This window comes from Amycolatopsis sp. NBC_00348 (genome assembly GCF_036114655.1).
GTDB lineage: Bacteria > Actinomycetota > Actinomycetes > Mycobacteriales > Pseudonocardiaceae > Amycolatopsis.
This window is the reverse complement of record NZ_CP107994.1, coordinates 5,928,782-5,953,396: the sequence shown is the minus strand read 5'-3', so window position 1 is coordinate 5,953,396 and position 24,615 is coordinate 5,928,782. Positions and strand designations below refer to the sequence as shown.

Below are 24,615 nucleotides of genomic sequence, written 5' to 3'. Positions count from 1 at the left end.
AAGATTCTGCGTGGTCTGGATTCTGCTGGTGAGACGTCAGCTGTGCACGTGCAGCGGCTTGCCGGCCAAGGCAAGGAACGCTTCACCGAGGGCCTCGGTCTGGGTGGGGTGGGCGTGGATGAGCGGGGCGACGTCCTCGGGGAAAGCCTCCCAGCTGTAGATCAGCTGCGCTTCGCCGATGAGCTCGCCGACGCGGTCACCCACCATGTGTACACCCACGACCGGGCCGTCCGGCGCCTTGACCAGCTTGACCCCGCCGGAGGTCTTGAGGATCTGGCTCTTGCCGTTGCCGCCGAGGTCGTAGGTGAACGTGGTGACGTCCGAACCGTACTTCTCCTTGGCCTGCGACTCGGTCAGCCCGACCGAAGCGACCTCCGGGTGCGAGTAGGTGACCCGCGGGATGCCGCTCTCGTCGATCTCGCGCGGGGCGAGCCCGGCGATCTCCTCGGCGACGAAGATGCCCTGCTGGAAGCCGCGGTGCGCGAGCTGCAGGCCCGGGACGATGTCGCCGACGGCGTAGACGTTCGGCAGGTTGGTGCGCAGCCGGTCGTCGGTGAGGACGAAGCCGCGCTCGATCTTGACGCCGGCCTCCTCGTAACCGTGGCCGGCCGAGTTCGGGCCGCGGCCGACGGCGACCAGGAGCAGGTCGGCCTCGAGGGTCTCGCCGGACTCCAGCGAGACGCTCACGCCGTTGTCGTCCTGCTTCGCGCCGGTGAACCGCACGCCGGTCTTGAAGGCGATCTTGCGGCGGCGGAAGGCCCGCTCGAGCTGCTTGGAAGCGAACTCGTCCTCGTTCGGGACCAGCCGGGGCAGCGCCTCGACGATGGTGACGTCTACGCCGAAGGAGGCCCAGACGCTGGCGAACTCGACACCGATCACGCCGCCGCCCAGGACGACGACCTTCTTGGGGACGTAGTCCAGGGCGAGGGCCTGCTCGCTGGCGATGACGCGGCCGCCCAGCTCGAGCCCGGGCAGCGTGCGCGAGTACGAACCGGTGGCGAGGATGACGTTCTTGCCGGTGTAGCGGGTGCCGTCCACCTCGACGGTCGTGCCGCCGACGAACGTGCCGCTGCCCTCGACGAGGTTCACCTTGTGCGCCTTGGCCAGGCCCTGCAGGCCCTTGTACAGGCGGGAGACGATCCCGTCCTTGTACTTGTTGACCCCGGCGATGTCGATGCCCTCGAAGACGGCCTTGACGCCGACGGACCCGGCTTCGCGGGTTTCGTCGGCGACCTCGGCGGCGTGCAGCAGTGCCTTGGTCGGGATGCAGCCCCGGTGGAGGCAGGTCCCGCCGAGCTTGTCCTTCTCGATCAACGTGACGGAAAGGCCCAGCTCGGCCGCGCGGAACGCCGCGGCGTAGCCGCCCGATCCGCCTCCCAGGATCACGAGGTCGGCGGAGGTGTCGGTCACTTCAATAGCTCCTCGGCAAGCAGTGGGGTGGTGCTCTGTTGTCGCCCCTGCCCGGTATAACCGCGCGCGCGACACCGCCATCTTGTCACTACGCCGGACGGGGCTGCGACCTAGCCGGGTGTGCGACGCCGACCACACGCGCGGTCCGGGATAATGAACAGGCAAAGTACCCGGAGGAGAGGTGGTCGCGGTGGGGCTCTTCGACTCGCTGCGCAGGCGCGGCAAGGGTGGTCAGAAGGCCGGCACGCTGCGGAAAGCCAACACCGAGGACACCCGGCACCTCGAAGAGTGGGCGGCCTCGCGGCGCGGGGTGGAGGCGTTCGTCGAGCCGAAGACGAACGTCACCGAGACCACAGTGGTGTTGGTCGCTCACGACGGCGAGTGGACCCGGCGCCGGATCAGCAGCCTCGACGCCGCGCAGAACTTCGGCCAGCGCCGCTCGATCCCGGTCTACGAGGTCGCGCGGATCGGCTACCCGAAGCGGATGCGCGAGTACACCGAACGCAAGAAGCGCGGCCAGGCCTAGCGCACCCGTCGTGAGTGGCAATGCGGGTTAGAACCCTCATTGCCACTCACGACGAGCCGCGGCAGACCTACAGGTCGATGCGGCCGACGATCTCGCCGTTGAAGGTCTGGCCGGTGCGGCGGAAGCCCAGCCGCAGGTAGAAGTCCTCCGGGCCGCCTTCGGCCGGGAGCCACAGCACCGTCGCGGCTTTCTCACCGCGCCGCCGGGCTTCGTCGAGGACGGCTTCCACGGCGAACCGGCCGTAGCCGCGCCCCTGGACCCCGGCCCCGACGTTGAGCCGCCAGATGCCGCAGCGGAAGAAGTCCAGCTCCGCGTCCGGGTCGAACGCGCCCATCACGAAGGCGGCCGGCTCGCCGTCGGCGCGGATCAGCCGCGGCCAGGCGACCTCCGGCCGGGTGTAGGCCTCGGCCAGCGAGACGGCGACCGGCGCGACGAAGTCCTTCTGGTGCTCTTCGACCGCCAGCTGGCACGTGGCCGCGACGTTGTCGGGAGTGATCTTCTCCACGGTGAGGGTGGTCACCGCGCCGACGCTAACAGGGTGGCGTGCCGTTCGAGCACCGAGCGGAACGACGGGTGCACGGTCGTGCCGAGCACCGGGTCGACCTCCACCACGTGCGACGCCGACAGCAGCAGGACGGCCGGGTCGGCCAGCAGCACCACGCCGTTCTCGGCGCGCAGGTCCGCCGTGCCGAGCAGACGCGGGAAGACGACGTCGGCGGGCAGCCCGTCGCAGGTGCGCAGGAACGCGCGGTGGTCTTCGGGCAGCTCCACGCCGAGGCGCTGTTCCGCCGAGCGGATCGCCGCGGCCGACGCCGGCGGCGGCGCGGAGGCGGCAGCCGAAGCACTGCCGCGCAGGCGCAGGATCGCCGCGATCAGCTCCGGCCAAGTGCCCAGGTCGGGCGGGTACCGCTCGTTCAGCGCCGCGACCAGCGCGCCCGCGCACGCCTCGGCCCAGTCGCCCAGGCCGAGCGGGTCCGCGCCGGCCACCAGGGCCGGGGCCAGCGCACGCGTCGCGGCCAGCGTCGCGACGTCGGGACGCGGCCCGGTCAGCTCGGCCCAGCGGGCGAGGTCACCGTCGGCGAGCGCGGTCCGGGCCTTGTCCGGCCGCGACGGCGCGACGTGCTTGATCACTTCGGCGATCGCCCCGGGCGGGAGGACGCCGTCGAGGTCGGAGACCGGGCGGCGCAGGGTGGCCGTGTGCGCGCGCTCCTCGGCGTCGGGATCGAGCGGCGGCAGGCCTTCGGCCCACGACGGACGACCGCCGCGGGCCTCGAAGAGCATTTCCCAGGCGCGGGCCCGGATCGGGTCGCTCGCGAGCGCGCTCACCGGCCGTTCGGTACTGGCCTGCCACTGGGTGACCAGCCGGTCGGCCTCGCCGAGGGCGCCGGCGGTGGCCAGCAGCAGGGCGGCGTACCCGACCTGGTTGTCCACAGTGGACGAAGCGGCGGTCAGGACGTCCCTGACCGCCGCTTCGAGGTACTCGCCCGGATCCACTCAGCCGTTGGCGGCGATGTCCGCCAGCACCGCGGCGATCGAGCGGACCGGCACCCCGGTGCCGCCCTTGCCGGTGTAGCCCCACGGGCCGGCGGTGTTGAACGACGGGCCGGCGATGTCGATGTGCACCCAGTCGAGGCCGTCGGCGACGAACTCGCGCAGGAAGATCCCGGCCGCGAGCATGCCGCCCCAGCGGTGCCCGGTGACGTTGGCCAGGTCGGCCAGCCGCGAGTCGAGGTCGGCGCGCAGCTCCTCGGGCAGCGGCATCGCCCAGCCGTTCTCGCCGGTGGCCTGCATGATCGCGGCGACGCGGTCGCGGAAGTCCTCCGAGCCCATCACGCCGGCGGTGCGGTTGCCGAGCGCGACGACCTGGGCGCCGGTCAGCGTCGAGGTCTCGATCAGGTAGTCCGGGTTCTCCTCGGCGGCGCGCACCATGGCGTCGACCAGCACGAGCCGGCCCTCGGCGTCGGTGTTGAGCACCTCGACGGTCTTGCCGCCGTACATGGTGAGGACGTCACCCGGGCGGTACGACGTCCCGGACGGCAGGTTCTCCGCCAGCGGGATGTGCGCGACGACCTCGAGCGGGTACTTGAGCTTCGCGGCCAGGACGACCGACGCGAGCACGCCGGCGGCGCCGGACATGTCCGAGGTCATGTGGTCCATGTTGGCGGCCGGCTTGAGCGAGATGCCGCCCGAGTCGAACGTGATGCCCTTGCCGACCAGCGCGACCTTCTTGACGGCCTTGGCCGGCTTGTAGGCGAGGCGGACGAGCCGCGGCTGGCGCGAGGAGCCGCCGCCGACGCCGAGGATGCCGCCGAAACCCTTGCGCTTGAGGGCCTTCTCGTCGAGCACCTCGAACTCGAGGCCGTTGTCCTCGGCGAGCTTCTTGGCGCGCTCGGCGAAGGACGCCGGGTACAGGTCGTTCGGCGGGGTGTTGATCAGGTCGCGGGCGGTCAGCACGGCCTCGGCGATGCTGGCGGACGCCTTCAGCGTCGCCTTGTGGTCGCGGGCCGTCCCCTCCGCGGGGCTCGCGAAGTCGAGCTTCGCGACCGGCGCGTCGCCCTTCTCGGAGCGGTAGGCGGTGAAGACGTACGAGCCGAGGATCGTGCCCTCGACGGCGGCCTGCAGGTCGAGCGCCGACAGCGTGACGAACGCGCGGTCGGTGCCGGCGAGCGCGCGGCCGGCGGCACCGGCGGCGCGGCGGACCTGCTCGGGGGTGACGCCGGCGCCCGCCTTGCCGAGGCCGACGGCCAGGACGACACCGGCGGACAGCTTGCCCAGCGTCGGCACCTTGACGACCTCTTCGGCCTTGCCGCTCGCGCCGAGCGTGGCGAGCAGGCCGGCGAGCCGGCCGTCGAAGGCGGCGTCCACGGCCTCAGCGCCCGCGGCGAGCACGGGCCCGTCCTCGCCGGCCACGGTGCCGATGACGACCACGTCGGCGCGCGTCTTGGCCAGTGCCTCCCCGGTGTTGTCGGACAGGGCGAGCTTGGGCACGGTCACTTCTGGCTCCTCGCGCGTTCACGTGGCACCGGGCACCGGCCCGGTCGGGATCGTGAGCCATGCTAATGACAAGCGGTGCACGGGTGAACAGAGGGAGAGGGAGGGCGGCGTGCGGCTGGGCGGTGGGCTGCTGGTCGCGCTGGCGGCCGGGGCGGCGGGCGCGGGCTGGTGGCTGCTGGCCGGGCTGGTGCTCGCGGCGGTGGCCGCGGCCGGGACGGCGCGGGTGCCGGAACCGGGTGATGCCCTGGTGGACCGGGTCGTCGTGGCCGTCGCGCGGCTGGCCGAGATCGCGGTCTACGCGATCGCGTTCGGCGCGTACGTCTTCCCCGCGCACCGGGAACTCGCCGCGGCGGTGTTCGTCGTGGTGGTCGCCGGGGCGGGGTTCGCCGGGCTCAAGATCCCTACGTTCGTCGCACGGGCCGCGGGCGGGGTGCTCCTGGTGGCCGGGCTGGTCCTGGTGGCGCTCTGCGTGGCCGTGCCGCCGGTGTCGACCGTCGGTGGCGGCCTGCAGCCGCCGAACTTCGCCGGGGTGCTCGTCGCGGCCGTGCTCACGCTGCCGTTCCTGCGGCCGGCGGGCCGGGACAACGCCGGGCTCCGGGTCCTGCTGCTCGGCGCGGTCGCGGTGCTGGCCGCCTTCGCCGCGCTGTACCAGCTCGGCGCCGTCCGGCTCGGGCTGTCGCTGACGTCGCTGCGCGATCTGCTGTCCGCCGCCGACGCGGACTCGCTGCAGCCGCTGCTCACCGCGTTCGCCGTGGTCGCGACCGTGGTCCCGGCGCTCGCCGCGGGCGCCGAGGTCCGGACCCGGGCCGGCGTGCCCGGCCTCGCGGGCCTGGCCGTCGCCGCGGTGGCCGCGTACTTCCTGCCGGTGCTCCCGGTGCTCGCCGCCGCGGGGCTGGCGACCGTGATCGCACTGCTACTCGGCGTGCGCGCCCGCCGGTACAGTGGGTCGCGTGAGTGATCGACGCTGGCGGCCCGGGCAGACCGTGCTCGAACGGTTCCACCGGCCGGACTGCTCGATCGGCCAGGTCCACCCGCTGCGCGTCCTCGAAGACGACGGCCGCGTCCTGCTCGGCTGGATCCCGGCCGGCACGCCGATCGTCGGCAGCCGGCTCGTCGACGGCCGGCACATGGCGGACGCGCCCCTGGAGCAGCGGTTCCGCATCCCGCGCGTCGCCGTCCCGGACTTCTGGCACCGCACGTCCACGCTGCGCCGGATCGCCGACGACGAATGGTCGTCGGTGTGGTGGTTCTTCGACGCCGCGGGCCGGTTCACGAACTGGTACGTCAACCTCGAGGTGCCGCTCGGCCGCGGCCCGGGCGCGGTGGACCGGGTCGACGGCGTGCTGGACGTCGTCGTCGACCGGGACGGCACCTGGCGCTGGGACGACGAGGACGAGGCCGAGGTGGCGATCGACGCCGGCCGGCTGACCCAGGAGCAGCTCGACCGGCTGCGCGCCGAAGGCGAGCGGATCGGCGCGCTGGCCGAGCGCGGCACCTACCCGTTCGACGGGACGGACACCGACTTCCGCCCGGACCCGGACTGGCCGGCGCCGGAGCTGCCCGCGGGGCTGCTGGCGGAGCTCAGCCCGCCGTCAGGATCAGGACCAGCGCCAGCACGGCGTTGACGACCGCGAGGATCACGACGGACTTCGTCGGGATCACCTGCGGGAACACCGTCTTGTCGTGGATGCTGCGCCACCAGACGACGCCGAAGACCCCGGCGACCAGGCCGAGGAAGCCGCCGAAGCCGCTGCTGAGCACGGCCCAGCCGACCATGCCGAGCAGGCCGACGCCGAAGGTCAGCAGCACCGCGGTGACGAACGTCTTGACGCCGGTGCCGGTGCCCGGGGCAGACCGGGGGACCGGCTCAGTGGAGTGAAAGGTCACGGCGTCATCCTAGTGTGGTCGCGGCGCGGACGCGGGACGCCCAGCCGGTCGGGAACGCCGTCGGAAAACACGTGGACATCCGACTAACGCGCTTCCGACCAACAGGTATTCTCTGGCCATGACCATCACGACGCAGTTCACCTCTGTCCCGCACTCGAGCCCTGCGAGCCAGGAACGCGTCGCGGAGGTACTCACCGCCCCCGGTTTCGGGCTGTACTTCACCGATCACATGGTGACGGTCAAGTGGTCCAAGAGCGAAGGCTGGCACGACGCCAAAGTCGGCCCCTACGCCCCGTTCACCCTCGACCCGGCGACGTCGGTGCTGCACTACGGCCAGGCCATCTTCGAGGGTCTCAAGGCCTACCGCCAGCCGAGCGGCGCGATCGCGTCGTTCCGCCCGGACGCCAACGCGGCGCGCTTCCGGCAGTCGGCCGAGCGGCTCGCCATGCCGCAGCTGCCCGAGGAGCTGTTCCTCGAGTCGCTGCGCGAGCTGATCGCCGTCGACAACCGCTGGGTTCCCACCCGGCAGGGTGACGCGCTCTACCTGCGGCCGTTCATGATCTCGACGTCCACCGGCCTCGGCGTCAACAGCCCGGCCGCCGACTACGTCTACACCGTCATCGCGTCGCCGGCCGGGTCGTACTTCTCCGGCGGCATCAAGCCGGTGAGCGTCTGGCTCTCGACCGAGTACGTGCGCGCGGCGCCCGGCGGCACCGGCGCGGCCAAGTGCGCCGGCAACTACGCGGCGTCGTTCGTGGCCCAGGCGCAGGCCGTCGAAAAGGGCTGTGACCAGGTCGTCTGGCTCGACGCGGTGGAGCGGCGCTGGGTCGAGGAGATGGGCGGGATGAACCTGTTCTTCGTCTTCGGCTCCGGCGAGAACGCCCGGCTCGTCACCCCCGAGCTGACCGGCTCGCTGCTGCCCGGCGTCACCCGCAAGTCGCTGCTGCAGCTCGCGGAGCGGCTCGGCCACAAGGTCGAGGAGCGCCGGATCTCCACCGACGAGTGGGAGAAGGCGGCGGCCTCGGGGGAGCTGACGGAGACGTTCGCCTGCGGCACGGCGGCGGTGATCACCCCGGTCGGGCACGTCAAGCACGCGAACGGCGAGTTCACGATCGGCGACGGGCAGCCGGGCACCCTGACGATGAAGCTGCGCGAAGAGCTGACCGGCATCCAGGAGGGCACCCGCCCGGACCCGGACAACTGGATGGTCCCGCTCGGCTGAACTTTAAAGCCGTGAAGGCCTCCTTACCGGCCATAAGCGCCGGTAAGGAGGCCTTCACGGCTTTTCAGGGATCAGGTGGCGACGGCGGGGATGAGCGGGCCGGAGACGCCGGCCTGCTCGTGCGTGGCCGTCTCGGCCAGGACGCGCGCGGCCATCGACAGCAGCGGCAACGCCGTCACCGCGCCGGTGCCTTCACCGAGCCGGACGTCCAGCTCCAGCAGCGGGCCCAGGTCCAGGTGCTCCAGCGCGAGGCCGTGCGCCGGCTCGGCCGTCCGCTGCCCGGCGACCCACCAGCGGCGGGCGCCCGGGGCGAGGTCCTCGGCGACCAGGGCGGCGGCGCAGGCGACGAGGCCGTCGAGCACCACCGGCGTCCGCCGGACCGCGGCCTGGGCCAGGAACCCGGCCATCGCGGCGATGTCGGCGCCCGCGGTGGTGCGCAGCAGGGCGATCGGGTCGGCCAGCACGACGCGGGCCCGGCGCAGCGCGTCGCGCACCGCGGTGGCCTTGCGCATCCAGGCGTCGTCGTCGATGCCGGAGCCGCGCCCGACCACGGCCACCGGCTCGGTGCCGGTCAGCGCCGCGACGAGCACGGACGCCGGCGTGCTGTTGCCGATCCCGAGGTCGCCGGGGATGAGCAGGTCCGCGCCGCCGTCGACCTCGGCGTCGGCGATCGTGATCCCGGCGCGCACCGCGGCCTTGACCTCGGCGGCGCTCAGCGCGTCCTCGACGTCGATCGAGCCGGAGCCGCGGCGGACCTTGAACTCGCCGATCGAGCGGGTCGCGGGGGCCTCGGCGTCCACGGCCATGTCGACCACGCGGACGCTCGCGCCCGCGGCGGCGGCCAGCACGTTGATCACGGCGCCGCCGGTCAGCATCGTGCCCAGCAGCTGCGAGGTGACCTCGGCGGGATAGGCCGAGACGCCCTTGGCGGCGATCCCGTGGTCCCCGGCGAAGACGACGACCCGGGGCCGGGTGAACGGCCGCGGCGGCGACTGGCCCTGGCAGGCCGCGATCCAGACGCCCAGCTCCTCGAGCCTGCCGAGCGACCCGGCGGGCTTGACCAGCTTGTCGTGCAGGGCGATCGCCGCGGACCGGGCGTGCTCGTCGGGCGGGGTGATCTCGGGGAACTCGATGTCTTCCGGCTCCACACCAGGCCCTTTCCTCTTGTGGCGGCAGTCTTTTCCGGCACCGCCGCGGCCCAACCTACCGGGCGCGCGAAAATAGTTCGTGAGACGTGTCGATCCGGGCCTGCCCCGTTCGACGCGTGGTCGTAAGCGGGAGCACGAACACAGGGAGACACCACCATGGGCCGGATCGTCAACGCCACGTACATGACCCTCGACGGCGACATCACGAACATGCAGAACTGGCACTTCACGTACCTCGGCGAGCAGGCCCACGCGGCCGTGAAGGCGCAGCTGGCCGCCAGCGACGCGCTGATCATGGGGCGCAAGACGTACGACGGCTTCTCGCAGGCGTGGCCGCAGCTGCCCAAGGACGAGGTCTCCGACCGGATGAACACCATCGACAAGTACGTCGTGTCCACCACGCTGAAGGACCCGGAGTGGACCGGCTCGAAGGTGATCTCGGAGAACGTCGTCGACGAGATCCGGGCCCTCAAGGAGCGGACCGCGGGCGACATCCTGCAGTACGGCTTCGGCGACGTCACCCGGCTGCTGCTCGACAACGGCCTGCTCGACGAGCTGCGCGTCTGGCTGCACCCGGTGCTCTCCGGCAACGCCACCCCGGACCAGCTGCTCTACCGCGAGACCGGCCAGAAGACGTTCACGCTGAACGGCACCGAGGTGCACGACACCGGCATGATCATCCTGAGCTACACGCCCGCCCAGTAGTCTCGCCGCTCGTGGAGACGGTGGAGAAGACGGCGGCCGCGGTGGTGCTGGCCAGCGGCGCGGGCACCCGCGTCGGCGCGCGGCTGAACAAGGTCTACCTGCCGCTGGCCGGGCGGCGGGTGGTCGCCTGGTCCCTCGACGCCTTCGCCGGGGTGCCCGGCGTCGGCGTGCTGGTGCTGGTGATCCGGCCGCAGGACGCGGAGCTCGCGAACGAGGTGCTCGCCGGCTTCGACGGCGACGTCGAGATCGTGCACGGCGGGCCCACGCGGCAGGCGTCCGAGCTGAACGCGCTGCGCCACCTCGCCCCGCGCATAACAGGCGGCCGGGTCGACGCCGTGCTGCTGCACGACGCGGCCCGGCCGCTGGTCCACTCCGACCTGGTCGGCGCGGTGCTGGCCCGGACACGCGAGGACGGGGGGGCTGTGCCGGGCCTGGCCGCGGACGACGTCGTCGAAGTGGATGCCGGGCACCTGGTCGCCCAGGTGCCCGGCGCGATCCGCGTCCAGACGCCTCAGGGCTTCCGGGCCGGACCGCTGCTCGAGGCCTACGAACAGGCGGAGCGTGAGGGCTTCTCGGGAACGGACACTTCGTCCTGCATGGAGCGGTACTCCTCCCTGCCGATCCGGTGGGTCCCCGGTGCGCCCGAGAACCTGAAGATCACCTACCCCCACGACCTGGTGGTCGCGGAGCGGCTGCTCGCCCGCTAAGCGCAGGCGGGTGGTCCGCCGTCGTCCCCTTTCTCCTCCTCGAAGCCGGTCCAGGTCGGGCGGATCGTCACGTCCGCGCGGAGCTCCATCGGGATGTGACAGCCCGGCTGCGGGCGCAGCGCTTGCAGTGGGGCGCCGGGGGTGCCCGGCTCCGCCAAGGTCAGCGCCGCCCGCAGCGTCCAGACCGGGGTGGCGTGGTATTGCCACGTGACCACCCGCGGGCTGAACACGTCGGTGCCCGGGAACGTCGGCACCCGGTAGGCGCTCGCCCGGTGCTCGTCCCGGAGTACGACCACGTCCGCGCAGGTCTGCCACTGGAAGACCGCCGCGTAGATCTCCGGCGCCTCGCGGCCGCCGAACAGGTGCAGCACCCATTTGCGGCGCCGGAGTTCCTCGAGCAGTTCCTCGAGATCCGGGCCGCCTGATCCGGTGTGGGATGTGGGCGGGGACACACTTTCGAGGGTAACTTGCGTACTAGAGCGCAGTCCAGCGCGTGTACTAGTACACCTGGGTGGTTCTGAGCAGGGCTTTGAGGGAGACCCCCTGGCGTGCTAGAACACTTGTGCGTAGTCCTCGTGAGGAGCCGCCTTGCCCACCCTCGACCGTCCTGAGCCGCCGTACCTGCAGATCGCGGGCCGGATCCGTGACGACATCCTGTCCGGCCGGTTGCAGGAGGGCGACGCGGTGCCGTCCGCCCGCGAGATCGCGCGCACGTGGGCCGTCGCGATGGCGACGGCCACCAAGGTGCTGGCCACGCTCCGCTCGCAGGGCCTCGTGCGTCCGGTGCGCGGCGTCGGCACGGTCGTCGACCGCGGCGGCCTGCACCGCAGCGCGCTCGACCGCAGTGTCGCCTCGGCGCGCACCGGCAAGATCTACCCGCCGGGCCACTACGCCGTGATCCGGTCGGCCGGGCTCGAACCGGCGATCGAGCGGGCCGCGGCCGCTCTCGGCCTGGAGGCGGGCGCCCCGGCCATCCGGCGGCGGCGCACCACCTACGGGCCGGACTCGCGCCCGCTCTCGACGTCGACCTCGTGGTTCGACGGCGCGCTCTCGGCCAGGGCGCCGGCGCTGCTGGTGCCGGAGCGGATCGTCGAGGGCACGTCGGCCCACGCGGCCGCGCGGCTCGGCACGAAGATCACCGTCACGCAGGAACGGCACGCGGCGGGCCGGGCGGACGAGAACGAGGCGGCCGAGCTGGCGGTGCCGGCCGGGTCGCCGGTGCTGCTCGGCCGGAGCACCTTCCTCGCGGCCGACGGCACGGTCGTGGAATACGGTGAGTCCGCCGCGCTGCCCGAACACTGGGTTTTCCACGAGTACACGACTGAGGACGGCGAATGAAGCACATCCACGCGGGCAAGGTCCGTGACCTCTACGAGCTCGACGGCGACCTCCTGCTGGTCGCCACCGACCGCGTCTCGGTCTACGACGTCTCGCTCCCGACGCCGATCCCGGACAAGGGCAAGCTGCTCAACCAGCTGTCCGCGTGGTGGTTCGACCGGATGTCCGACGTCGTCCCGAACCACGTCGTCTCCGCGACCGACGTCCCGGACGAGTTCGCCGGCCGCGCGATGCGCTGCAAGCCGCTGAAGATGGTCCAGGTCGAGTGCATCGCCCGCGGCTACCTCGCCGGCCTCGGCCTGCGGGAGTACCAGCGCGACGGCAAGATCTCGGGCGTCTCGCTGCCGCCGGGCCTGGTCGAGGGCGACAAGCTGCCGGAGCCGATCTTCACGCCGACGACGAAGATCTCCGACACCGGGCACGACGAGTTCATGACCTTCGACGAGGTGCTGAACGAGATCGGCGAAGACACCGCGAAGCGGCTTCGCGAGCTGACGCTGGAGATCTACGCGAAGGGCGCCGAACACGCCGCCGCGCAGGGCGTCATCATCGCCGACACCAAGCTGGAGTTCGGGTTCGACGGCGAGGGCACGCTGACCCTGGGCGACGAGGTCCTGACGTCGGACTCGTCGCGCTTCTGGCCCGCCGACGAGTGGGAGCCGGGCCGGCCGCAGCACGCGTTCGACAAGCAGTTCGTGCGCGACTGGTCGCGCGGCACCGGCTGGGACCAGACCCCGCCCGGGCCGGAGATCCCGGCGGACATCGTCGAGCAGACGCGGCAGCGCTACACCGAGGTCTACGAGCGGATCACCGGGAAGACCTGGCCCCGTGGTTGAGCCGCGGGGCTACGACCCGTACCGGCTGATGGACGACGTCGAGAGCCTGCTGGCCGAGCGCGGCTTCACGCCGGAGCGGCTCCCGGGCCGCGGCGGTGACCGGCTGGCCGGGGCGAGCCGCCTGCTGCGCGGGTTCGGCGTCGAGCCCCGCGTCTCCCCGGAGGACGGCCTCGACCTGGACGGCCACGTGCCCTACCAGGCCCGGATCAACCAGGACTGAAAAGCCGTGAAGGCCTCCTTACCGGCTCTTACGGCCGGTAAGGAGGCCTTCACGGCTTTCGACGTCAGGGGCTCTTGGTGAGGCTCGCGTCGCGCTCCACGACGTCACCGAGGACGTCGTCGATGGCGGTGAGCAGGTCGGCGTCGAGCTTCTTGCCGGCGGCCTGGACGTTGTCCACGACCTGCTCCGGCCGCGAGGCGCCGATGATCGCCGACGCGACGTTCGGGTTCTGCAGCACCCACGCGACGGCCAGCTGCGCCATCGACAGGCCCGCCTGCTTGGCGAGGGGCTCCAGCTCGGCGACGCGCTTGAGGACCTCGTCGTCGAGGAAGCGGCGGACCATGTTGGCGCCGCCCTTCTCGTCGGTGGCGCGCGAGCCCTCGGGGAACGCCGCGCCCGGCTTGTACTTGCCGGTCAGCACGCCCTGCGCGATCGGCGACCAGACGATCTGGCTGAGCCCCTCGCGCTCGGAGGCGGGGATGACCTGGTCCTCGATGACGCGCCAGAGCATGTTGTACTGCGGCTGGTTCGACACGAACGGGATCTTCAGCTCACGGGCCAGCGCCGCGCCCCGGCTGATCTGCTCGCCGGTCCACTCCGAGACGCCGACGTAGAGCACCTTGCCCTGGCGGACGAGGTCGGCGAAGGCGAGCATGGTCTCTTCGAGCGGCACGCTCCGGTCGAAGCGGTGCGCCTGGTAGAGGTCGAGGTAGTCGGTGCCGAGCCTGTCGAGCGAGGCGTTCGCCGACTCGAGGATGTGCTTGCGGGACAGGCCCTTGTCGTTGGGCCCCTTGGGACCGGTCGGCCAGAAGACCTTGGTGAAGATCTCCAGGCTCTCCCGCCGCTGCCCCTTCAGGCCGCGCCCGAGCACCGACTCCGCGGCGGTGTTCGCGTAGACGTCGGCGGTGTCGAAGGTGGTGATGCCGGCGTCGAGCGCGGCTTTGATGCAGGCGTGGGCCTGGTCCTCCTCGACCTGGGAACCGTGGGTGAGCCAGTTCCCGTACGAGATCTCACTGACGTTGAGGCCGCTGCGGCCGAGACGACGAAACTCCATGACCGCAGCCTAGGCGGTAATCGTTTGCTTTGCTAACGACCTGGAGCAACTCCAGCCCGTTTTGGCGGTCCCGGACAGCGAAAAGCCGGGTGAGACACGTCTCACCCGGCTCTTCCGGAAAGCTCAGTTCGGGATCGGGTCGCCCGGCTTCAGCCGTGGCTTCGGGACCCGCAGGCGCCGGATCTGGGAGGCCCGGACGAACGCGTACCAGCCGACGGACCGGCCGTTCACCGTCTCCTTGGGGAACTTCTCGCGCACCAGCTTGCCGATCTTGCGGCCGTTGACGACGCCCTCAATGGCCATCACCAGCAGCAGCGCCGTGCACAGCAGGGTGATGTACGACTGGACCTGGGGCAACGGCACCAGCAGCGCGAGGAACACCAGGATCGCCAGCGGCATGAACAGGCCGAGCAGGTTGCGCCGGGTGTCGACCAGGTCGCGGACGTACGCCTTGACCGGCCCGCGGTCGCGCGGCAGCAGGTACTTGTCGTCGCCCGACATCATCCGCTCGCGGCGGATCTTCGCCTCGGAGCGGCGGTCTTCCTTGCTCTGCGGGTTCGCCTTGCGAAGCTCCTTGTTGCGCTTCATCGCCTCCCGCATGGTGGTCGGCGGGGGTGCGACCGGACCCCGGCGCTTCGCCTCCGCCTCCCGCCGCTTGGGCGTGGCCTTGCCCTTACCGGGCGTGAACGACTTGCCGCCGACGTCGACGGCCTCGGTCGTGGCCGGCTCGTCGGCGGCGGTGTCTGTGGTGCTTCGGCGCAGGAACCTCACGTCACCAGGGTATTGCAGGCGTCACGCCGCCGTTTCACCAGGTCGATCGATGTGCGACCATGGCAGGGGAACAGATCGGACGCACCGGGTGTTGGACGTAGGGCACCAGGAGTATCCGCAGTGAGTTCGAACCTATGAGGAGTGCCATGACGACCGCTGAGCACGCCGGCGCGACGCAGGCCGAGACCGCCGAGGAGACCCACGGCGTCACGCTGACCGACACCGCGGCTGCCAAGGCGAAGGCCCTGCTCGACCAGGAGGGCCGCGATGACATGCACCTGCGCATCGCCGTCCAGCCCGGTGGCTGTGCGGGTCTGCGCTACCAGCTGTTCTTCGACGAGCGCACGCTCGACGGTGACCTGTTCCGCGACTTCGACGGCCTCAAGGTCGCCGTGGACCGGATGAGCGCCCCGTACGTCTCGGAAGCCGTCATCGACTTCGTGGACACGATCGAGAAGCAGGGCTTCACGATCGACAACCCGAACGCGACCGGCTCCTGCGCCTGCGGCGACTCGTTCCACTGAGCGTCGCACGCCGGTTCTGAGCAACACGCGAGAAGGCCCCGCCTCCGAACGGAGGACGGGGCCTTCTTCGTTGCTGCGGGGGTTGCGGGCTCAGACGTAGGCGTCGAGCTCCGCGACCTGGGCGTGACACGCCTCGTCGACCTGCCACGGCGGCGCCTGGACGCGCGGCAGCGGGACGTCGCCCGCCCGCAGCGTCGTGGGGATGTGGGCGCAGTCGGCGATCAGCTCGGACAACGTCTCGGGTTCGGTGACGGCTTTCACGATTCGTAACGCTATTGATCGCGACTCGACTGGAGAAGGAGTACCAGCCGGTAGTCTCGGGTGGTGTGCGCGAACAACCCGGATGGGGCACGACCCGGGGGTAAGTTCGCGCCGTTTGCCGTGAGGTCGACCACAAAGGAGCAGCCGGTGGCAGACAGGGCCAGGATCGCAGTGTCCGGCAGTATCGCAACCGACCACCTCATGCACTTCCCCGGAAGGTTCGCCGAACAGCTGGTGGCCGAGCAGCTGCACCGGGTTTCGCTGAGCTTCCTCGCCGACGACCTCGTGGTCCGGCGCGGCGGGATCGGCGCGAACATCGCGTTCGGCCTCGGCGTGCTGGGCGTCAAGCCGGTGCTGGTGGGCGCGGTCGGCGCCGACTTCGCCGACTACCGCTCGTGGCTGGAGCGCCACGGCGTCGACACCTCGGGTGTGCACGTGTCGGAGACCGCGCACACCGCGCGGTTCGTCTGCACGACGGACGAGGACCTCTGCCAGATCGCGACGTTCTACGCGGGCGCGATGGCGGAGTCCCGCAACATCGAGCTCGCGCCGATCGCCGACCGCGCCGGCCCGCTGAGCCTGGTGCTGATCAGCCCGGACGACCCGGAAGGCATGGTCCGCCACGCCGAGGAGTGCCGCCAGCGCGGGTACACCTTCGCCGTCGACCCGTCGCAGCAGCTGGCCCGGATGTCCGGGGAGCAGGCGCGGGCGTTCGTCGCCGGCGCGAAGTACCTGTTCAGCAACGACTACGAGTGGGAGCTGCTGCTCCAGAAGACCGGCTGGACCGAGGCCGACGTCCTCGACCAGGTCGGCGTGCGCATCACGACGCTGGGTGAGAAGGGCGTCGAGATCGTCGGCAAGGACGGCGTCGCGCTGCAGATCGGCGCGGTCCCCGAGCGCGCCAAGGCCGACCCGACCGGCGTCGGCGACGGCTTCCGCGCGGGCTTCCTGGCGGGCCTCGACGGCGGCCTGAACGTGGAGCGGTCCGCGCAGCTCGGCTCGCTCATCGCGGTGCTGGTGCTCGAGACCGTGGGCACCCAGGAGTGGACGTTCGACCGCGCCGACGCGCTCGCCCGCATCGGCGAGGCCTTCGGCCCGGACGCGGCCGAGGAGATCTCGGTGGTCCTCCCCGTCTGACGCACTGTTGTGCGAAGGCCCCCTCGCCGGTCGGTGAGGGGGCCTTTCGTGGGCTTGACCTGAGGGTTTTCGGCTGGGCTTGAGTCCCTCGACGACGCCCCGTCCGGTACGGAGAATGGCGGAAGAGGCGGCCGAGAGGGGATCGGGCGGCTCCACCAGGGGGAACCCCGGCAGCGGCCCGCGGGCCGCTGCCGGTCCTCCGCGTCGCCGATCCCGGGCATCGAGCTGCAGCCCTACAGCGGCCCGGCGCCACCGACCAGTGGTGGCACTGACACACCGAAAAGGGCCTCCCCGCCGCGGCGAGGAGGCCCTTTCGCTGTCCCGCGCGCGGGACAGTCACTGTCTACAATGGACGGTCAGAGCTTGACCGGGTACACCGGCTCCGGGATCTCCGGCTTGATGCGGTGCTCCACGAAGATGCCGTGCCACAACATGAACACGATCAGCGCCCACAGCTGGCGGCTGCGGTCCAGCTGGCCCGCCTTGTGCTCCTCCAGCAGGGCCAGGATGGCCTTCTTGTCCAGCAGCTCTTCGGTCCGCGAATCGTTGATGATGCCCTTGGCCCAGTCGTACATCTCGTTGCGCAACCACAGCCGGATCGGCACCGGGAAGCCGAGCTTGCGGCGGTTCAGCACGTGTGCCGGGATGATCTTCGCCAATGCCTGGCGCAGCGCGTACTTCGTGGTGTTGTGGGCGAGCTTCTGGTCCAGCGGGATCGACGCGGCGACCTTGAACACCTCGGCGTCCAGGAACGGCACCCGCAGCTCCAGCGAGTTCGCCATGGTCACCTTGTCCGCCTTGACCAGGATGTCGCCGCGCAGCCAGGTGTAGAGGTCGACGTGCTGCATCCGGGCCACCGGGTCCCAGCCGCGCGAGACGTCGTACCAGGGCGCCGTGACGTCCTTGAAGCCCACGCCTTCCTGGTACGTCTTCAGCACGTGGCGCAGCTGGTCGTCGCGGAAGTTGCGGGCGTTGCCGTAGTAGCGGTCCTCCAGCGGCAGCGCGCCGCGGCGCAGCAGGTCCTTGCCGCGGGTGCCCTCGGGGATCTTCGTGGACACCTTGCCGATCAGCTTCCGCATGCCGCCCGGCATCTTTTCGAACGGCGCCAGCGAGATCGGCTCGTTGTAGATCGTGTAGCCGCCGAACAGCTCGTCCGCGCCCTCGCCGGAGAGCACCGCCTTGACGTGCTTGCGGGCCTCGCGCGCGATGAACCACAGCGGCACCAGCGCCGGGTCGGCCACCGGGTCGTCGAGGTACCAGACGATGAGCGGCAGCACCTCCATCATCTCGTCCGCGGTGACCGTGCGGACGACGTGCTTCACGCCGATCGCGGCGGCCGACTCGGCGGCGACGTCGACCTCGGAGTAGCCCTCGCGCTCGAACCCGGTGGTGAACGCGATCAGGTTCGGGTTGTGCTCCTTGGCCAGCGTGGCGGTGGCCGTGGAGTCGATGCCGCCGGAGAGGAACGCGCCGACCGTGACGTCCGGGTCGGAGATCATGTGCTTGCCGACCGAGTCGCGCATCACATCGGCGATGCGCTCGTACAGCGCCTCGGCCTCGGCCGGCCCGTTGACCGGCTTCGCCGCGAACTTCGGGTGGAAGTAGCGGGTGAACTGCACCTCACCGCCGGGGACGACCTCGAACGACGTCCCGGACTCGACGCGGCGGATCGCGGTGTGCAGCGACTCGGGCTCGGGCACGTACTGCAGGACCAGGTAGTGCTGCAGCGCCTTGCGGTCCAGCTCCTGCGCGACGCCGAGGGTGTCCGACAGCTCCAGCAGGCTCTTCTTCTCGCTGGAGAACGCCACGCCGCCGGGGCCGGCCGAGTAGAACAGCGGCTTGATCCCGAACGGATCGCGCGCGCCGAAGACCCGCTTCTCCTGCGAGTCCCAGATCATGAAGGCGAACATCCCGCGCAGCTTCTCGACCCACGCGGCGCCCAGGTAGTGGTAGCCGGCGACGATCGCCTCGCCGTCGCCCTCGGTCTCGAACTTCGCCCCGTGCTCGCCGGCCAGCTCGGCCCGCAGCTCCAGGTAGTTGTAGATCTCGCCGTTGAAGTTCATCGTGTACCGGCCCGGCGCCTCCGGCGGCCCCCAGACGAGGGGCTGGTGCGCGTGCTCGACGTCGATGAACGCCAGCCGGTTGAAGCCGTAGACGACCTCGGCGTCGGCCCAGGTGTCCTGCTCGTCGGGCCCGCGGTGGCGCTGGCAGCGCATGGCCGCGCCGACGGCGTCACGCGCGTTCGCAGCGCCGGTTTCGGTCGCGCAGATCAGTCCAAGCAGGCCGCACACGGGTACTCACACACCTTCAGGGTCTTCGTGGGGCTGGGGAGCGCCCAGTATGCCGGGCGTGCCGTGGCGAGTACCACGCGCGTCGAGGGAGGCCCCTTGGTCAGCGGACTGCGCCAACTCGGCTAGGCTCCGCCCTGTCACAAAGATCGGTCGTAGGAGGCTCTGGGTGAAAGGGCGAGGCGCAGTGGGAAAACCCGAGCGCACCCTGGGTAAGCGGACCGCGCGAGTAGCCGCGCTGGCCGTGCTGGTCGCGTTGACCGCGACGGGCTGCTCCGGCGACGAGATCCTGCGGTTCGGCTGGCCGGTGGGTGTCACCGAGCAGGCGAACGAGATGCGGAACCTCTGGACCTGGACCGTGATCGCGGCGCTCGTCGTCGGCGTCATCGTCTGGGCCCTGATCTTCTGGACCGCGACGTTCCACCGCAAGAAGAAGACGGTCGACGGCGAGCCGGAGGAGCTGCCCCGGCAGTTCCAGTACAACATCCCGCTCGAGCTGTTCACGGTCGTCGTCCCGACGATCATGGTCTGCGTCCTGTTCTTCTTCACCGCGACGACGGAGTCGAAGGTCCTGGACAAGATCCCGAACCCGGACGTCAAGGTCCAGGTCGTGGCGTTCCAGTGGAACTGGGAGTTCAGGTACGAGGACCCCAGCGCCGCCAAGCCCGACGGCAGCGGCCAGGTCAGCACGGTCGGCTCGTCCGGCGAGATCCCGCTGCTGGTGCTGCCGGTCGGCAAGACGATCCAGTACGACCTGATCTCGACCGACGTCATCCACTCCTTCTGGGTGCCTGAGTTCCACTTCAAGCGGGACGTCATGCCGAACCCGGACAAGAACAACCAGGACAGCTCCTTCCAGAACAAGATCGACCGCGAGGGTTCCTTCGTCGGCCGGTGCGCGGAGCTGTGCGGCACGTACCACTCGGTGATGAACTTCGAGGTCCGGGCGCTGTCGGCGGACAAGTACGACCAGTACATCGCGCTGCGCAAGCAGGTGAACCCGGCCACGAACCAGACGTTCACCGCGTCCGAGGCGCTGACGAAGATGAACTGCGGCGAGCTGTGCACCCCGCACGCGGTCACCACCCAGCCGTTCAACACCGACCGCACGGCGCGGATCGCGTCGAACTGACTCTGAGCGACTGTGTCAACCGGAGCTCCGCCCCGGGCCGGGGGCTCCGCCACCCGGACCCCCTGAAGAGCGATAACAGGAGTAGGAAAGACCCATGAAGGTCGAAGCGCGAATCTTCTTCATCGTGGCGAGCTTCGCCGTGTTCATGGCGGCCGTGTACTGGGTGTGGACCGCGCTGGCCGCCACCCACGGACCCGAGCCGGTCGGCATCGTTTCGCTGTTCCTCACCGGTGGCCTCGCGTTCCTCGCGGGCAGCTACATGCAGTTCGTCGCCCGCCGCATCGAACCGCGCCCCGAAGACCGCGAAGACGCCGAGATCAGCGACGGCGCCGGCGAGCTGGGCTTCTTCAGCCCGGGCAGCTACTGGCCGGTCAGCATGGCGGCCACCGCCGCCCTGGCCGCCCTCGCCCTGGCGTTCTTCCACATCTGGCTGCTGGTCATCGCGCTCGTCGCGCTGCTGATCACGATCGGCGGCCTGGTGTTCGAGTACCACACGGGTCCGTCGCACGACTGACCTCAAGCTCCGCTGACCGGCCGTCACGCTGCTCGACAGTGTGGCGGCCGGTTTTCGTGCGTTGCGGGGCCAGCGCGGCGGCCAGCACCGCGAGCATGCCGACGGCCTCGGGCCAGGTCGGGCGGTGGCCGTAGAAGGCGATGTCGACCAGCACGGCGACCACCGGGTAGACGTAGGACAGCAGCGCCACCGTCGTCGTGGGCAGCTTGCCGATGCTGGCGTAGATCAGCACGTACATCAGGGCCGTGTGCACCGTCCCGAGCAGCACCAGCCAGAGCAGCCCCGACGTCGTCGACGGCAGCGGCGTGATCAGCAGCACGGGCGCCAGCAGCAGCGCGCCGACCGTGGTCTGCACGGCCGCGAGCAGGTGCGGGCGGACGTGCTTCAGCTGCTTCGCGACGAAGGACGCGCCGGCGTAGAGCACGGCCGCGCCGAGGGCGAGGGCGATTCCCGCGAGCTGCACCGGCTTGCCGTCCTCGCCGTGGGCCGACAGGGAGATGAGCGCCACACCGCCGAACGCGATCCCGGCCCGGATCAGGTGACTCTTCGCGAACTTCTCGCCCAGGAACGCCGCCGCCAGACCGACCAGGATCAGCGGCTGGGTGTGGTAGACGACCGTGCTGACCGAGATCGACGACAGCGCGTACGAGGCGAACAGCAGCACCCAGTTCCCGACCAGGAACAGCCCGCCCAGCACGGCCAGCCCGAGGTCGCGGCGCGACGGCCGCCAGGCCTGCAGCCAGCCGCGTGCGAGGCACCAGAGCACGAGCAGCGTCCCGCCGACGAAGCAGCGGGCGAACGCGACGGCCGGGGCCGCGGCGCCGCTTTCCAGGACGACCGCGCCGATCGTCCCGGACATCGCCATCGCCGCGGTCCACTGGAGCAGCGGGCGGCTTTCCGAATTCATCATGCGGACCAGGTTCGTCCCGTGCGCGCCGGCCGACCAGTGTCAGAGATGACAACGACCGCAAAACTTGTGACACACTCGGCCGATGGACGTCAACCGGGTCGCGGTGGTGCTCGCCGACCACGTTTCGCCGTTCGAGCTGGGCGTCGCGTGCGAGGTGTTCGGCACCGACCGCAGCGCCGACGGCATCGACGGCTGGGACTTCGCCGTCTGCTCCCCGGGTGGCGCGCCGATCGCCAGCTGGTCGGGCTTCGGGCTGTCCGGGCTCGCGGACCTGGACTTCGCGGCGTCGGCGGACCTGCTGATCGTGCCGACGTGCGCGCCCCGGACGGCACCGCCGCCGTCCCCGGTGCTGGACGTCCTGCGCGACGCGGCCGCGCGCGGCGCGTGGGTGGCGGGGTTCTGCGCGGGCGTGTTCACACTGGGGTACGCGGGCCTGCTCGACGGCCGCCGTTGCACGGTCCACTGGGTGTACGAGGCGGAGTTCCGGCAGAAGTTCCCGACAGCGCTCGTGGACCCCCAGGCGTTGTACGCCGACGACGACGGCGTCCTGACCAGCGCGGGCACGGTCGCGGCGGTCGACCTGTGCCTGCACCTGGTCCGCCGCCTGCGCGGCGTGACGGCGGCGACGACGCTGGCCCGCCGGATGGTGGCGGCGCCCTTCCGCGCGGGCGGCCAGGCCCAGTTCGTCCAGGCCCCGGTCCCGTCCCTGCCGGACGACTCGGTGGTGGCCGAAGCGCTGGAATGGGTGGAGCGGCGACTGGACCGGCCGTTCACGGTGGCGGAGCTGGCCCGCCGCAGCGGCCTGGGGGAGCGGACGTTCCTGCGCCGCTTCTCGGCGGCGACGGGCACAACGCCGCACCGCTGGCTGACGGAACGCCGGCTGGACCGCGCCCAGGCCCTGCTGGAGGAGGGCCGGCTGTCGGTGGAGGACATAGCGGTGGCGTGCGGCTACGCCTCGGCGGCGGCGTTGCGCCACCAGTTCACCCGGTTGAGGGGGACAAGCCCGACGTCGTACCGCACGGCCTTCCGCGGCTGACGCCGGTCCGCAGCTACTGGAACGCGATCCAGCGGTCCAGCAGGGCCGCTGCCGCGCCGGAGTCGATCGCCTCGGCCGCTCGCGCCAAGCCCGCGCGCAGGTCGTCCTCCAAGGACGCCGAGAAGCCCGTGAACGCCGCCAGGGCCGCCGCCGCGTTGATCAGGACGGCGTCGCGGACCGGGCCCGGCTTGCCGCCCACCAGCTCGCGGACGACCTCCGCGTTCGCCGCCGCGTCGCCGCCGCGCAGGTCCTCCGCCGTCGCGCGCGGGATGCCCAGCTCCAGCGGGTCGAGGCCGCGCTCGGTGACCTCACCGTCCGCGACCACCCAGAGCGTCGACGTCGTCGTGGTGGTGATCTCGTCGAGGCCGTCGTCGCCGCGGACCACCAGGGCCCGCGTGCCGCGCCGGGCGAACACCTCGGCCAGCACCCGGGTCTTGTCCGCGTACGCGCAGCCGATCAGCGCGCTGCCCGGCTGGGCCGGGTTGGTCAGCGGGCCGAGCAGGTTGAACGTCGTCGGCACGCCGAGCTCGCTGCGGACCGGGCCGGCGTGGCGCAGCGCGGGGTGGAACGCCGAGGCCAGGAAGAACCCGACGCCGACCTCCGTAAGGCTGCGCTGCACCACTTCCGGCGGCAGGCTGATCCGCACGCCGAGGGTCTCCAGCACGTCGGCCGCCCCGGACTTCGACGACGCGCTGCGGTTGCCGTGCTTGGCCACCGGCGCGCCCGCCGCCGCCGTGACGATCGTCGCCATCGTCGAGATGTTCACGGAGTTCGAGCCGTCACCGCCGGTGCCGACGATGTCGACGGCCGGGCGGTCCAGCTCGACCCGGCGCGCGTGCGCCAGCATCGTCGCGGCCATGCCGGCGATCTCCGCGGGCGTCTCGCCCTTGGCGCGCAACGCCACCGCGAACCCGGCGATCCGGGCCGGGCTCGCCGCGCCGCTCATGATCTGGTCCATCGCCCACGCCGTGTCGTCCTCGGACAGGTCGACCCGCGCGATGAGCTGCTTGAGCAGGGGTGGCCAGGTGCGGGGGACCGGGGTGGTCACCGGGCTCAGCCGTTCACGACGGGGACCCGTCGCGCGCGCAGCACGTCGGCGACGGTCTCCGCGGCGGTCAGCGGGTCCAGCGGGTGCACCAGCACGGCGTCCGCCTGCGACCAGGTGGCCAGCCACCGGTCGTCCCGCCGCCGCACCGCCACCACGATCGGCGGACAGTCGGTGATCTCCGCCTTCAGCTGGCGGCACAGCCCGATGCCGCCGGTCGGCTGCGCTTCGCCGTCGAGGATCGCCAGGTCGACGTGGCCCGCGTCCACCTCGGACAGCACGTCCGCGATGCCGGCCGCCTCGACGTACTCCACGCGGCCCACGTCGGCGGCGGGCCGCCGGCCGACCGCGTTCACGATCGCCTCGCGCACCTCCGCCTTGTGGCTGAACACCAGGACTCGCATCGCCCGCTCGGTCATTGAGGACGCCTCCGTCTTCGGTCAAAGCTCGACTACGCCGATCGTATCGGCCGAGACCGACATCACGCGGGCGCCTCCGGCTGGAGCGCGTCCCAGCCCAGCGCGTCGCCGCCCAGCCGCTGCGCGAGGCCCGCCATCCGGGACCGTTCCTGGGCGCAGTGGAGCGCGTCGAGCACCTGGACGCGGACCGCGTGCACCCGCGTCAGGCCACCATCGGGTGACTCTTCTCGCAGGTCGTAGCCGTCCTGGGCGAGGATCGACGCCGCTTCGCCGAGGCGAGCGGGCGGAAGCAGCAGGTGGTGCCGCAGAACGGCGGGTGCCGTGCTGACCCAGGCGGGTGAACCGGCGAGCACGGCGGAGTCCGCGACGGCCGGGTCGAAGGCCTCGGCGACGATCTTCAACCCGGGCGTATCAGGCGTCAGACCGGCGGTTTTGTCCTTCTTGACCAGGTCACGCAGCCGGTCGAGTAAACCCATGAGTAGCTCTCACCTTTCCGCAGTGCCGGTTTCCGGAGGTGTGATCGGCTCCGCA

The 24,615-nt window shown here is 71.3% G+C and carries 29 protein-coding genes; 14 read left to right on the top strand and 15 right to left on the bottom strand.

Annotation, left to right across the window (positions count from 1 at the left end; translation table 11 throughout):
- Positions 1 to 36: 36 nt before the first annotated feature.
- Positions 37 to 1,410, bottom strand: coding sequence for a dihydrolipoyl dehydrogenase (gene lpdA / locus OHS58_RS25630; RefSeq protein ID WP_247062673.1), 1,374 nt, complete (start codon positions 1,408 to 1,410; stop codon positions 37 to 39).
- Positions 1,411 to 1,591: 181 nt separating this feature from the next.
- Between lpdA and OHS58_RS25625 the strand changes: the two genes are divergently transcribed.
- Complete coding sequence (locus tag OHS58_RS25625) at positions 1,592 to 1,936, top strand: oxidoreductase (protein ID WP_326947309.1); 345 nt, start codon at positions 1,592 to 1,594, stop codon at positions 1,934 to 1,936.
- Between the two features lie 67 nt (positions 1,937 to 2,003).
- Here the strand turns inward: OHS58_RS25625 and OHS58_RS25620 are convergent, their stop codons facing one another.
- The 3 genes from OHS58_RS25620 to OHS58_RS25610 are packed head-to-tail and all read right to left on the bottom strand — an operon-like array spanning position 2,004 to position 4,930.
- The gene (locus OHS58_RS25620) at positions 2,004 to 2,456 is read right to left on the bottom strand and encodes a GNAT family N-acetyltransferase (RefSeq protein ID WP_328644247.1); all 453 of its coding nucleotides are present in this window, start codon (positions 2,454 to 2,456) and stop codon (positions 2,004 to 2,006) included.
- A complete protein-coding gene (locus OHS58_RS25615) occupies positions 2,453 to 3,430 on the bottom strand; it encodes an SMI1/KNR4 family protein (RefSeq protein ID WP_328644246.1) in 978 nt (325 codons plus the stop codon). Before OHS58_RS25615 ends, OHS58_RS25620 begins: the two co-directional genes overlap by 4 nt.
- Positions 3,431 to 4,930 (bottom strand): leucyl aminopeptidase, encoded by a 1,500-nt coding sequence (locus OHS58_RS25610; protein ID WP_326955091.1) that lies wholly within the window; start codon positions 4,928 to 4,930, stop codon positions 3,431 to 3,433. It lies immediately after the preceding gene.
- Positions 4,931 to 5,039: 109 nt separating this feature from the next.
- Between OHS58_RS25610 and OHS58_RS25605 the strand changes: the two genes are divergently transcribed.
- Positions 5,040 to 5,888, top strand: a complete 849-nt coding sequence (locus OHS58_RS25605; protein WP_328644245.1) for a hypothetical protein — start codon at positions 5,040 to 5,042, stop codon at positions 5,886 to 5,888.
- Positions 5,881 to 6,555 (top strand): DUF402 domain-containing protein, encoded by a 675-nt coding sequence (locus tag OHS58_RS25600; RefSeq protein WP_328644244.1) that lies wholly within the window; start codon positions 5,881 to 5,883, stop codon positions 6,553 to 6,555. The genes OHS58_RS25605 and OHS58_RS25600 overlap by 8 nt, the downstream gene beginning before the upstream one ends.
- On the opposite strand, the gene OHS58_RS25595 is transcribed toward OHS58_RS25600, so the two are convergent.
- Entirely contained in the window at positions 6,512 to 6,817 is a 306-nt protein-coding gene (locus OHS58_RS25595; protein WP_328644243.1) for a hypothetical protein, read from the bottom strand. The genes OHS58_RS25600 and OHS58_RS25595 overlap by 44 nt on opposite strands.
- A 118-nt stretch (positions 6,818 to 6,935) precedes the next feature.
- Here OHS58_RS25595 and OHS58_RS25590 point away from each other — a divergent pair, with 118 nt between their 5' ends.
- On the top strand, positions 6,936 to 8,039 hold the full coding sequence (locus OHS58_RS25590) for a branched-chain amino acid aminotransferase (RefSeq protein ID WP_326947316.1): 1,104 nt from the start codon (positions 6,936 to 6,938) through the stop codon (positions 8,037 to 8,039).
- A gap of 71 nt (positions 8,040 to 8,110) precedes the next feature.
- On the opposite strand, the gene cobT is transcribed toward OHS58_RS25590, so the two are convergent.
- Positions 8,111 to 9,187 carry a nicotinate-nucleotide--dimethylbenzimidazole phosphoribosyltransferase gene (gene cobT / locus OHS58_RS25585; RefSeq protein ID WP_247062686.1) on the bottom strand — a complete coding sequence of 359 codons (1,077 nt, stop codon included), beginning with the start codon at positions 9,185 to 9,187 and terminating at the stop codon, positions 8,111 to 8,113.
- A gap of 156 nt (positions 9,188 to 9,343) precedes the next feature.
- On the opposite strand from cobT, the gene OHS58_RS25580 reads away from it, so the two are divergent.
- A complete protein-coding gene (locus tag OHS58_RS25580) occupies positions 9,344 to 9,892 on the top strand; it encodes a dihydrofolate reductase family protein (RefSeq protein ID WP_328644242.1) in 549 nt (182 codons plus the stop codon).
- A gap of 20 nt (positions 9,893 to 9,912) precedes the next feature.
- Positions 9,913 to 10,599, top strand: a complete 687-nt coding sequence (locus OHS58_RS25575) for an IspD/TarI family cytidylyltransferase (RefSeq protein ID WP_326951456.1) — start codon at positions 9,913 to 9,915, stop codon at positions 10,597 to 10,599.
- Here OHS58_RS25575 and OHS58_RS25570 read toward each other — a convergent pair.
- Entirely contained in the window at positions 10,596 to 11,051 is a 456-nt protein-coding gene (locus OHS58_RS25570; protein WP_247062688.1) for a hypothetical protein, read from the bottom strand. The two genes, OHS58_RS25575 and OHS58_RS25570, sit on opposite strands and share 4 nt — an antisense overlap.
- A 136-nt stretch (positions 11,052 to 11,187) precedes the next feature.
- On the opposite strand from OHS58_RS25570, the gene OHS58_RS25565 reads away from it, so the two are divergent.
- From OHS58_RS25565 to OHS58_RS25555, 3 genes are read left to right on the top strand one after another with little or no spacing between them, the layout of a single operon-like run.
- Positions 11,188 to 11,937 carry a GntR family transcriptional regulator gene (locus OHS58_RS25565; protein ID WP_247062689.1) on the top strand — a complete coding sequence of 250 codons (750 nt, stop codon included), beginning with the start codon at positions 11,188 to 11,190 and terminating at the stop codon, positions 11,935 to 11,937.
- Entirely contained in the window at positions 11,934 to 12,773 is an 840-nt protein-coding gene (locus tag OHS58_RS25560) for a phosphoribosylaminoimidazolesuccinocarboxamide synthase (protein ID WP_328644241.1), read from the top strand. Before OHS58_RS25565 ends, OHS58_RS25560 begins: the two co-directional genes overlap by 4 nt.
- Positions 12,766 to 12,993: a hypothetical protein gene (locus OHS58_RS25555; RefSeq protein ID WP_247062693.1), complete on the top strand. Its 228-nt coding sequence runs from the start codon at positions 12,766 to 12,768 to the stop codon at positions 12,991 to 12,993. The genes OHS58_RS25560 and OHS58_RS25555 overlap by 8 nt, the downstream gene beginning before the upstream one ends.
- Positions 12,994 to 13,057: 64 nt before the next feature.
- Here the strand turns inward: OHS58_RS25555 and OHS58_RS25550 are convergent, their stop codons facing one another.
- Entirely contained in the window at positions 13,058 to 14,047 is a 990-nt protein-coding gene (locus OHS58_RS25550; RefSeq protein ID WP_326947320.1) for an aldo/keto reductase family protein, read from the bottom strand.
- Positions 14,048 to 14,170: 123 nt separating this feature from the next.
- Positions 14,171 to 14,818, bottom strand: coding sequence for a DUF3043 domain-containing protein (locus tag OHS58_RS25545; RefSeq protein WP_326947321.1), 648 nt, complete (start codon positions 14,816 to 14,818; stop codon positions 14,171 to 14,173).
- A gap of 146 nt (positions 14,819 to 14,964) precedes the next feature.
- Here OHS58_RS25545 and OHS58_RS25540 point away from each other — a divergent pair, with 146 nt between their 5' ends.
- The gene (locus OHS58_RS25540) at positions 14,965 to 15,342 is read left to right on the top strand and encodes a HesB/IscA family protein (protein ID WP_247062697.1); all 378 of its coding nucleotides are present in this window, start codon (positions 14,965 to 14,967) and stop codon (positions 15,340 to 15,342) included.
- Positions 15,343 to 15,432: 90 nt separating this feature from the next.
- On the opposite strand, the gene OHS58_RS25535 is transcribed toward OHS58_RS25540, so the two are convergent.
- Complete coding sequence (locus tag OHS58_RS25535) at positions 15,433 to 15,603, bottom strand: hypothetical protein (protein ID WP_247062699.1); 171 nt, start codon at positions 15,601 to 15,603, stop codon at positions 15,433 to 15,435.
- 147 nt (positions 15,604 to 15,750) lie between these two features.
- Here OHS58_RS25535 and OHS58_RS25530 point away from each other — a divergent pair, with 147 nt between their 5' ends.
- Complete coding sequence (locus OHS58_RS25530; RefSeq protein WP_326947322.1) at positions 15,751 to 16,740, top strand: carbohydrate kinase family protein; 990 nt, start codon at positions 15,751 to 15,753, stop codon at positions 16,738 to 16,740.
- Between the two features lie 356 nt (positions 16,741 to 17,096).
- Here the strand turns inward: OHS58_RS25530 and asnB are convergent, their stop codons facing one another.
- On the bottom strand, positions 17,097 to 19,031 hold the full coding sequence (gene asnB, locus OHS58_RS25525) for an asparagine synthase (glutamine-hydrolyzing) (protein WP_326947323.1): 1,935 nt from the start codon (positions 19,029 to 19,031) through the stop codon (positions 17,097 to 17,099).
- A gap of 184 nt (positions 19,032 to 19,215) precedes the next feature.
- Between asnB and ctaC the strand changes: the two genes are divergently transcribed.
- Both ctaC and OHS58_RS25515 read left to right on the top strand, forming a co-directional pair.
- Positions 19,216 to 20,160 carry an aa3-type cytochrome oxidase subunit II gene (gene ctaC / locus OHS58_RS25520; RefSeq protein WP_328644240.1) on the top strand — a complete coding sequence of 315 codons (945 nt, stop codon included), beginning with the start codon at positions 19,216 to 19,218 and terminating at the stop codon, positions 20,158 to 20,160.
- Between the two features lie 94 nt (positions 20,161 to 20,254).
- A complete protein-coding gene (locus OHS58_RS25515; protein WP_326947325.1) occupies positions 20,255 to 20,674 on the top strand; it encodes a cytochrome c oxidase subunit 4 in 420 nt (139 codons plus the stop codon).
- On the opposite strand, the gene OHS58_RS25510 is transcribed toward OHS58_RS25515, so the two are convergent.
- The gene (locus OHS58_RS25510; protein ID WP_326947326.1) at positions 20,622 to 21,584 is read right to left on the bottom strand and encodes a DMT family transporter; all 963 of its coding nucleotides are present in this window, start codon (positions 21,582 to 21,584) and stop codon (positions 20,622 to 20,624) included. The two genes, OHS58_RS25515 and OHS58_RS25510, sit on opposite strands and share 53 nt — an antisense overlap.
- Before the next feature lie 82 nt (positions 21,585 to 21,666).
- On the opposite strand from OHS58_RS25510, the gene OHS58_RS25505 reads away from it, so the two are divergent.
- The gene (locus tag OHS58_RS25505; protein WP_328644239.1) at positions 21,667 to 22,620 is read left to right on the top strand and encodes a GlxA family transcriptional regulator; all 954 of its coding nucleotides are present in this window, start codon (positions 21,667 to 21,669) and stop codon (positions 22,618 to 22,620) included.
- Positions 22,621 to 22,633: 13 nt separating this feature from the next.
- On the opposite strand, the gene trpD is transcribed toward OHS58_RS25505, so the two are convergent.
- The 3 genes from trpD to OHS58_RS25490 all read right to left on the bottom strand — a co-directional run bounded on the left by trpD (position 22,634) and on the right by OHS58_RS25490 (position 24,560).
- Entirely contained in the window at positions 22,634 to 23,668 is a 1,035-nt protein-coding gene (gene trpD / locus OHS58_RS25500) for an anthranilate phosphoribosyltransferase (RefSeq protein WP_328644238.1), read from the bottom strand.
- Positions 23,669 to 23,673: 5 nt separating this feature from the next.
- The gene (locus OHS58_RS25495; protein ID WP_326947329.1) at positions 23,674 to 24,084 is read right to left on the bottom strand and encodes a hypothetical protein; all 411 of its coding nucleotides are present in this window, start codon (positions 24,082 to 24,084) and stop codon (positions 23,674 to 23,676) included.
- A 62-nt stretch (positions 24,085 to 24,146) separates the two neighbouring features.
- Entirely contained in the window at positions 24,147 to 24,560 is a 414-nt protein-coding gene (locus OHS58_RS25490; protein ID WP_328644237.1) for a hypothetical protein, read from the bottom strand.
- Positions 24,561 to 24,615: the final 55 nt, after the last annotated feature.

Bases quoted from the DNA above. Each gene is read 5' to 3' on its own strand.
- OHS58_RS25590 (WP_326947316.1), top strand. From the start codon at position 6,936: ATGACCATCACGACGCAGTTCACCTCTGTCCCGCACTCGAGCCCTGCG.
- OHS58_RS25580 (WP_328644242.1), top strand. From the start codon at position 9,344: ATGGGCCGGATCGTCAACGCCACGTACATGACCCTCGACGGCGACATC.
- OHS58_RS25560 (WP_328644241.1), top strand. From the start codon at position 11,934: ATGAAGCACATCCACGCGGGCAAGGTCCGTGACCTCTACGAGCTCGAC.
- OHS58_RS25550 (WP_326947320.1), bottom strand. From the start codon at position 14,047: ATGGAGTTTCGTCGTCTCGGCCGCAGCGGCCTCAACGTCAGTGAGATC.
- OHS58_RS25540 (WP_247062697.1), top strand. From the start codon at position 14,965: ATGACGACCGCTGAGCACGCCGGCGCGACGCAGGCCGAGACCGCCGAG.
- OHS58_RS25515 (WP_326947325.1), top strand. From the start codon at position 20,255: ATGAAGGTCGAAGCGCGAATCTTCTTCATCGTGGCGAGCTTCGCCGTG.
- OHS58_RS25510 (WP_326947326.1), bottom strand. From the start codon at position 21,584: ATGATGAATTCGGAAAGCCGCCCGCTGCTCCAGTGGACCGCGGCGATG.
- OHS58_RS25505 (WP_328644239.1), top strand. From the start codon at position 21,667: ATGGACGTCAACCGGGTCGCGGTGGTGCTCGCCGACCACGTTTCGCCG.
- OHS58_RS25495 (WP_326947329.1), bottom strand. From the start codon at position 24,084: ATGACCGAGCGGGCGATGCGAGTCCTGGTGTTCAGCCACAAGGCGGAG.
- OHS58_RS25490 (WP_328644237.1), bottom strand. From the start codon at position 24,560: ATGGGTTTACTCGACCGGCTGCGTGACCTGGTCAAGAAGGACAAAACC.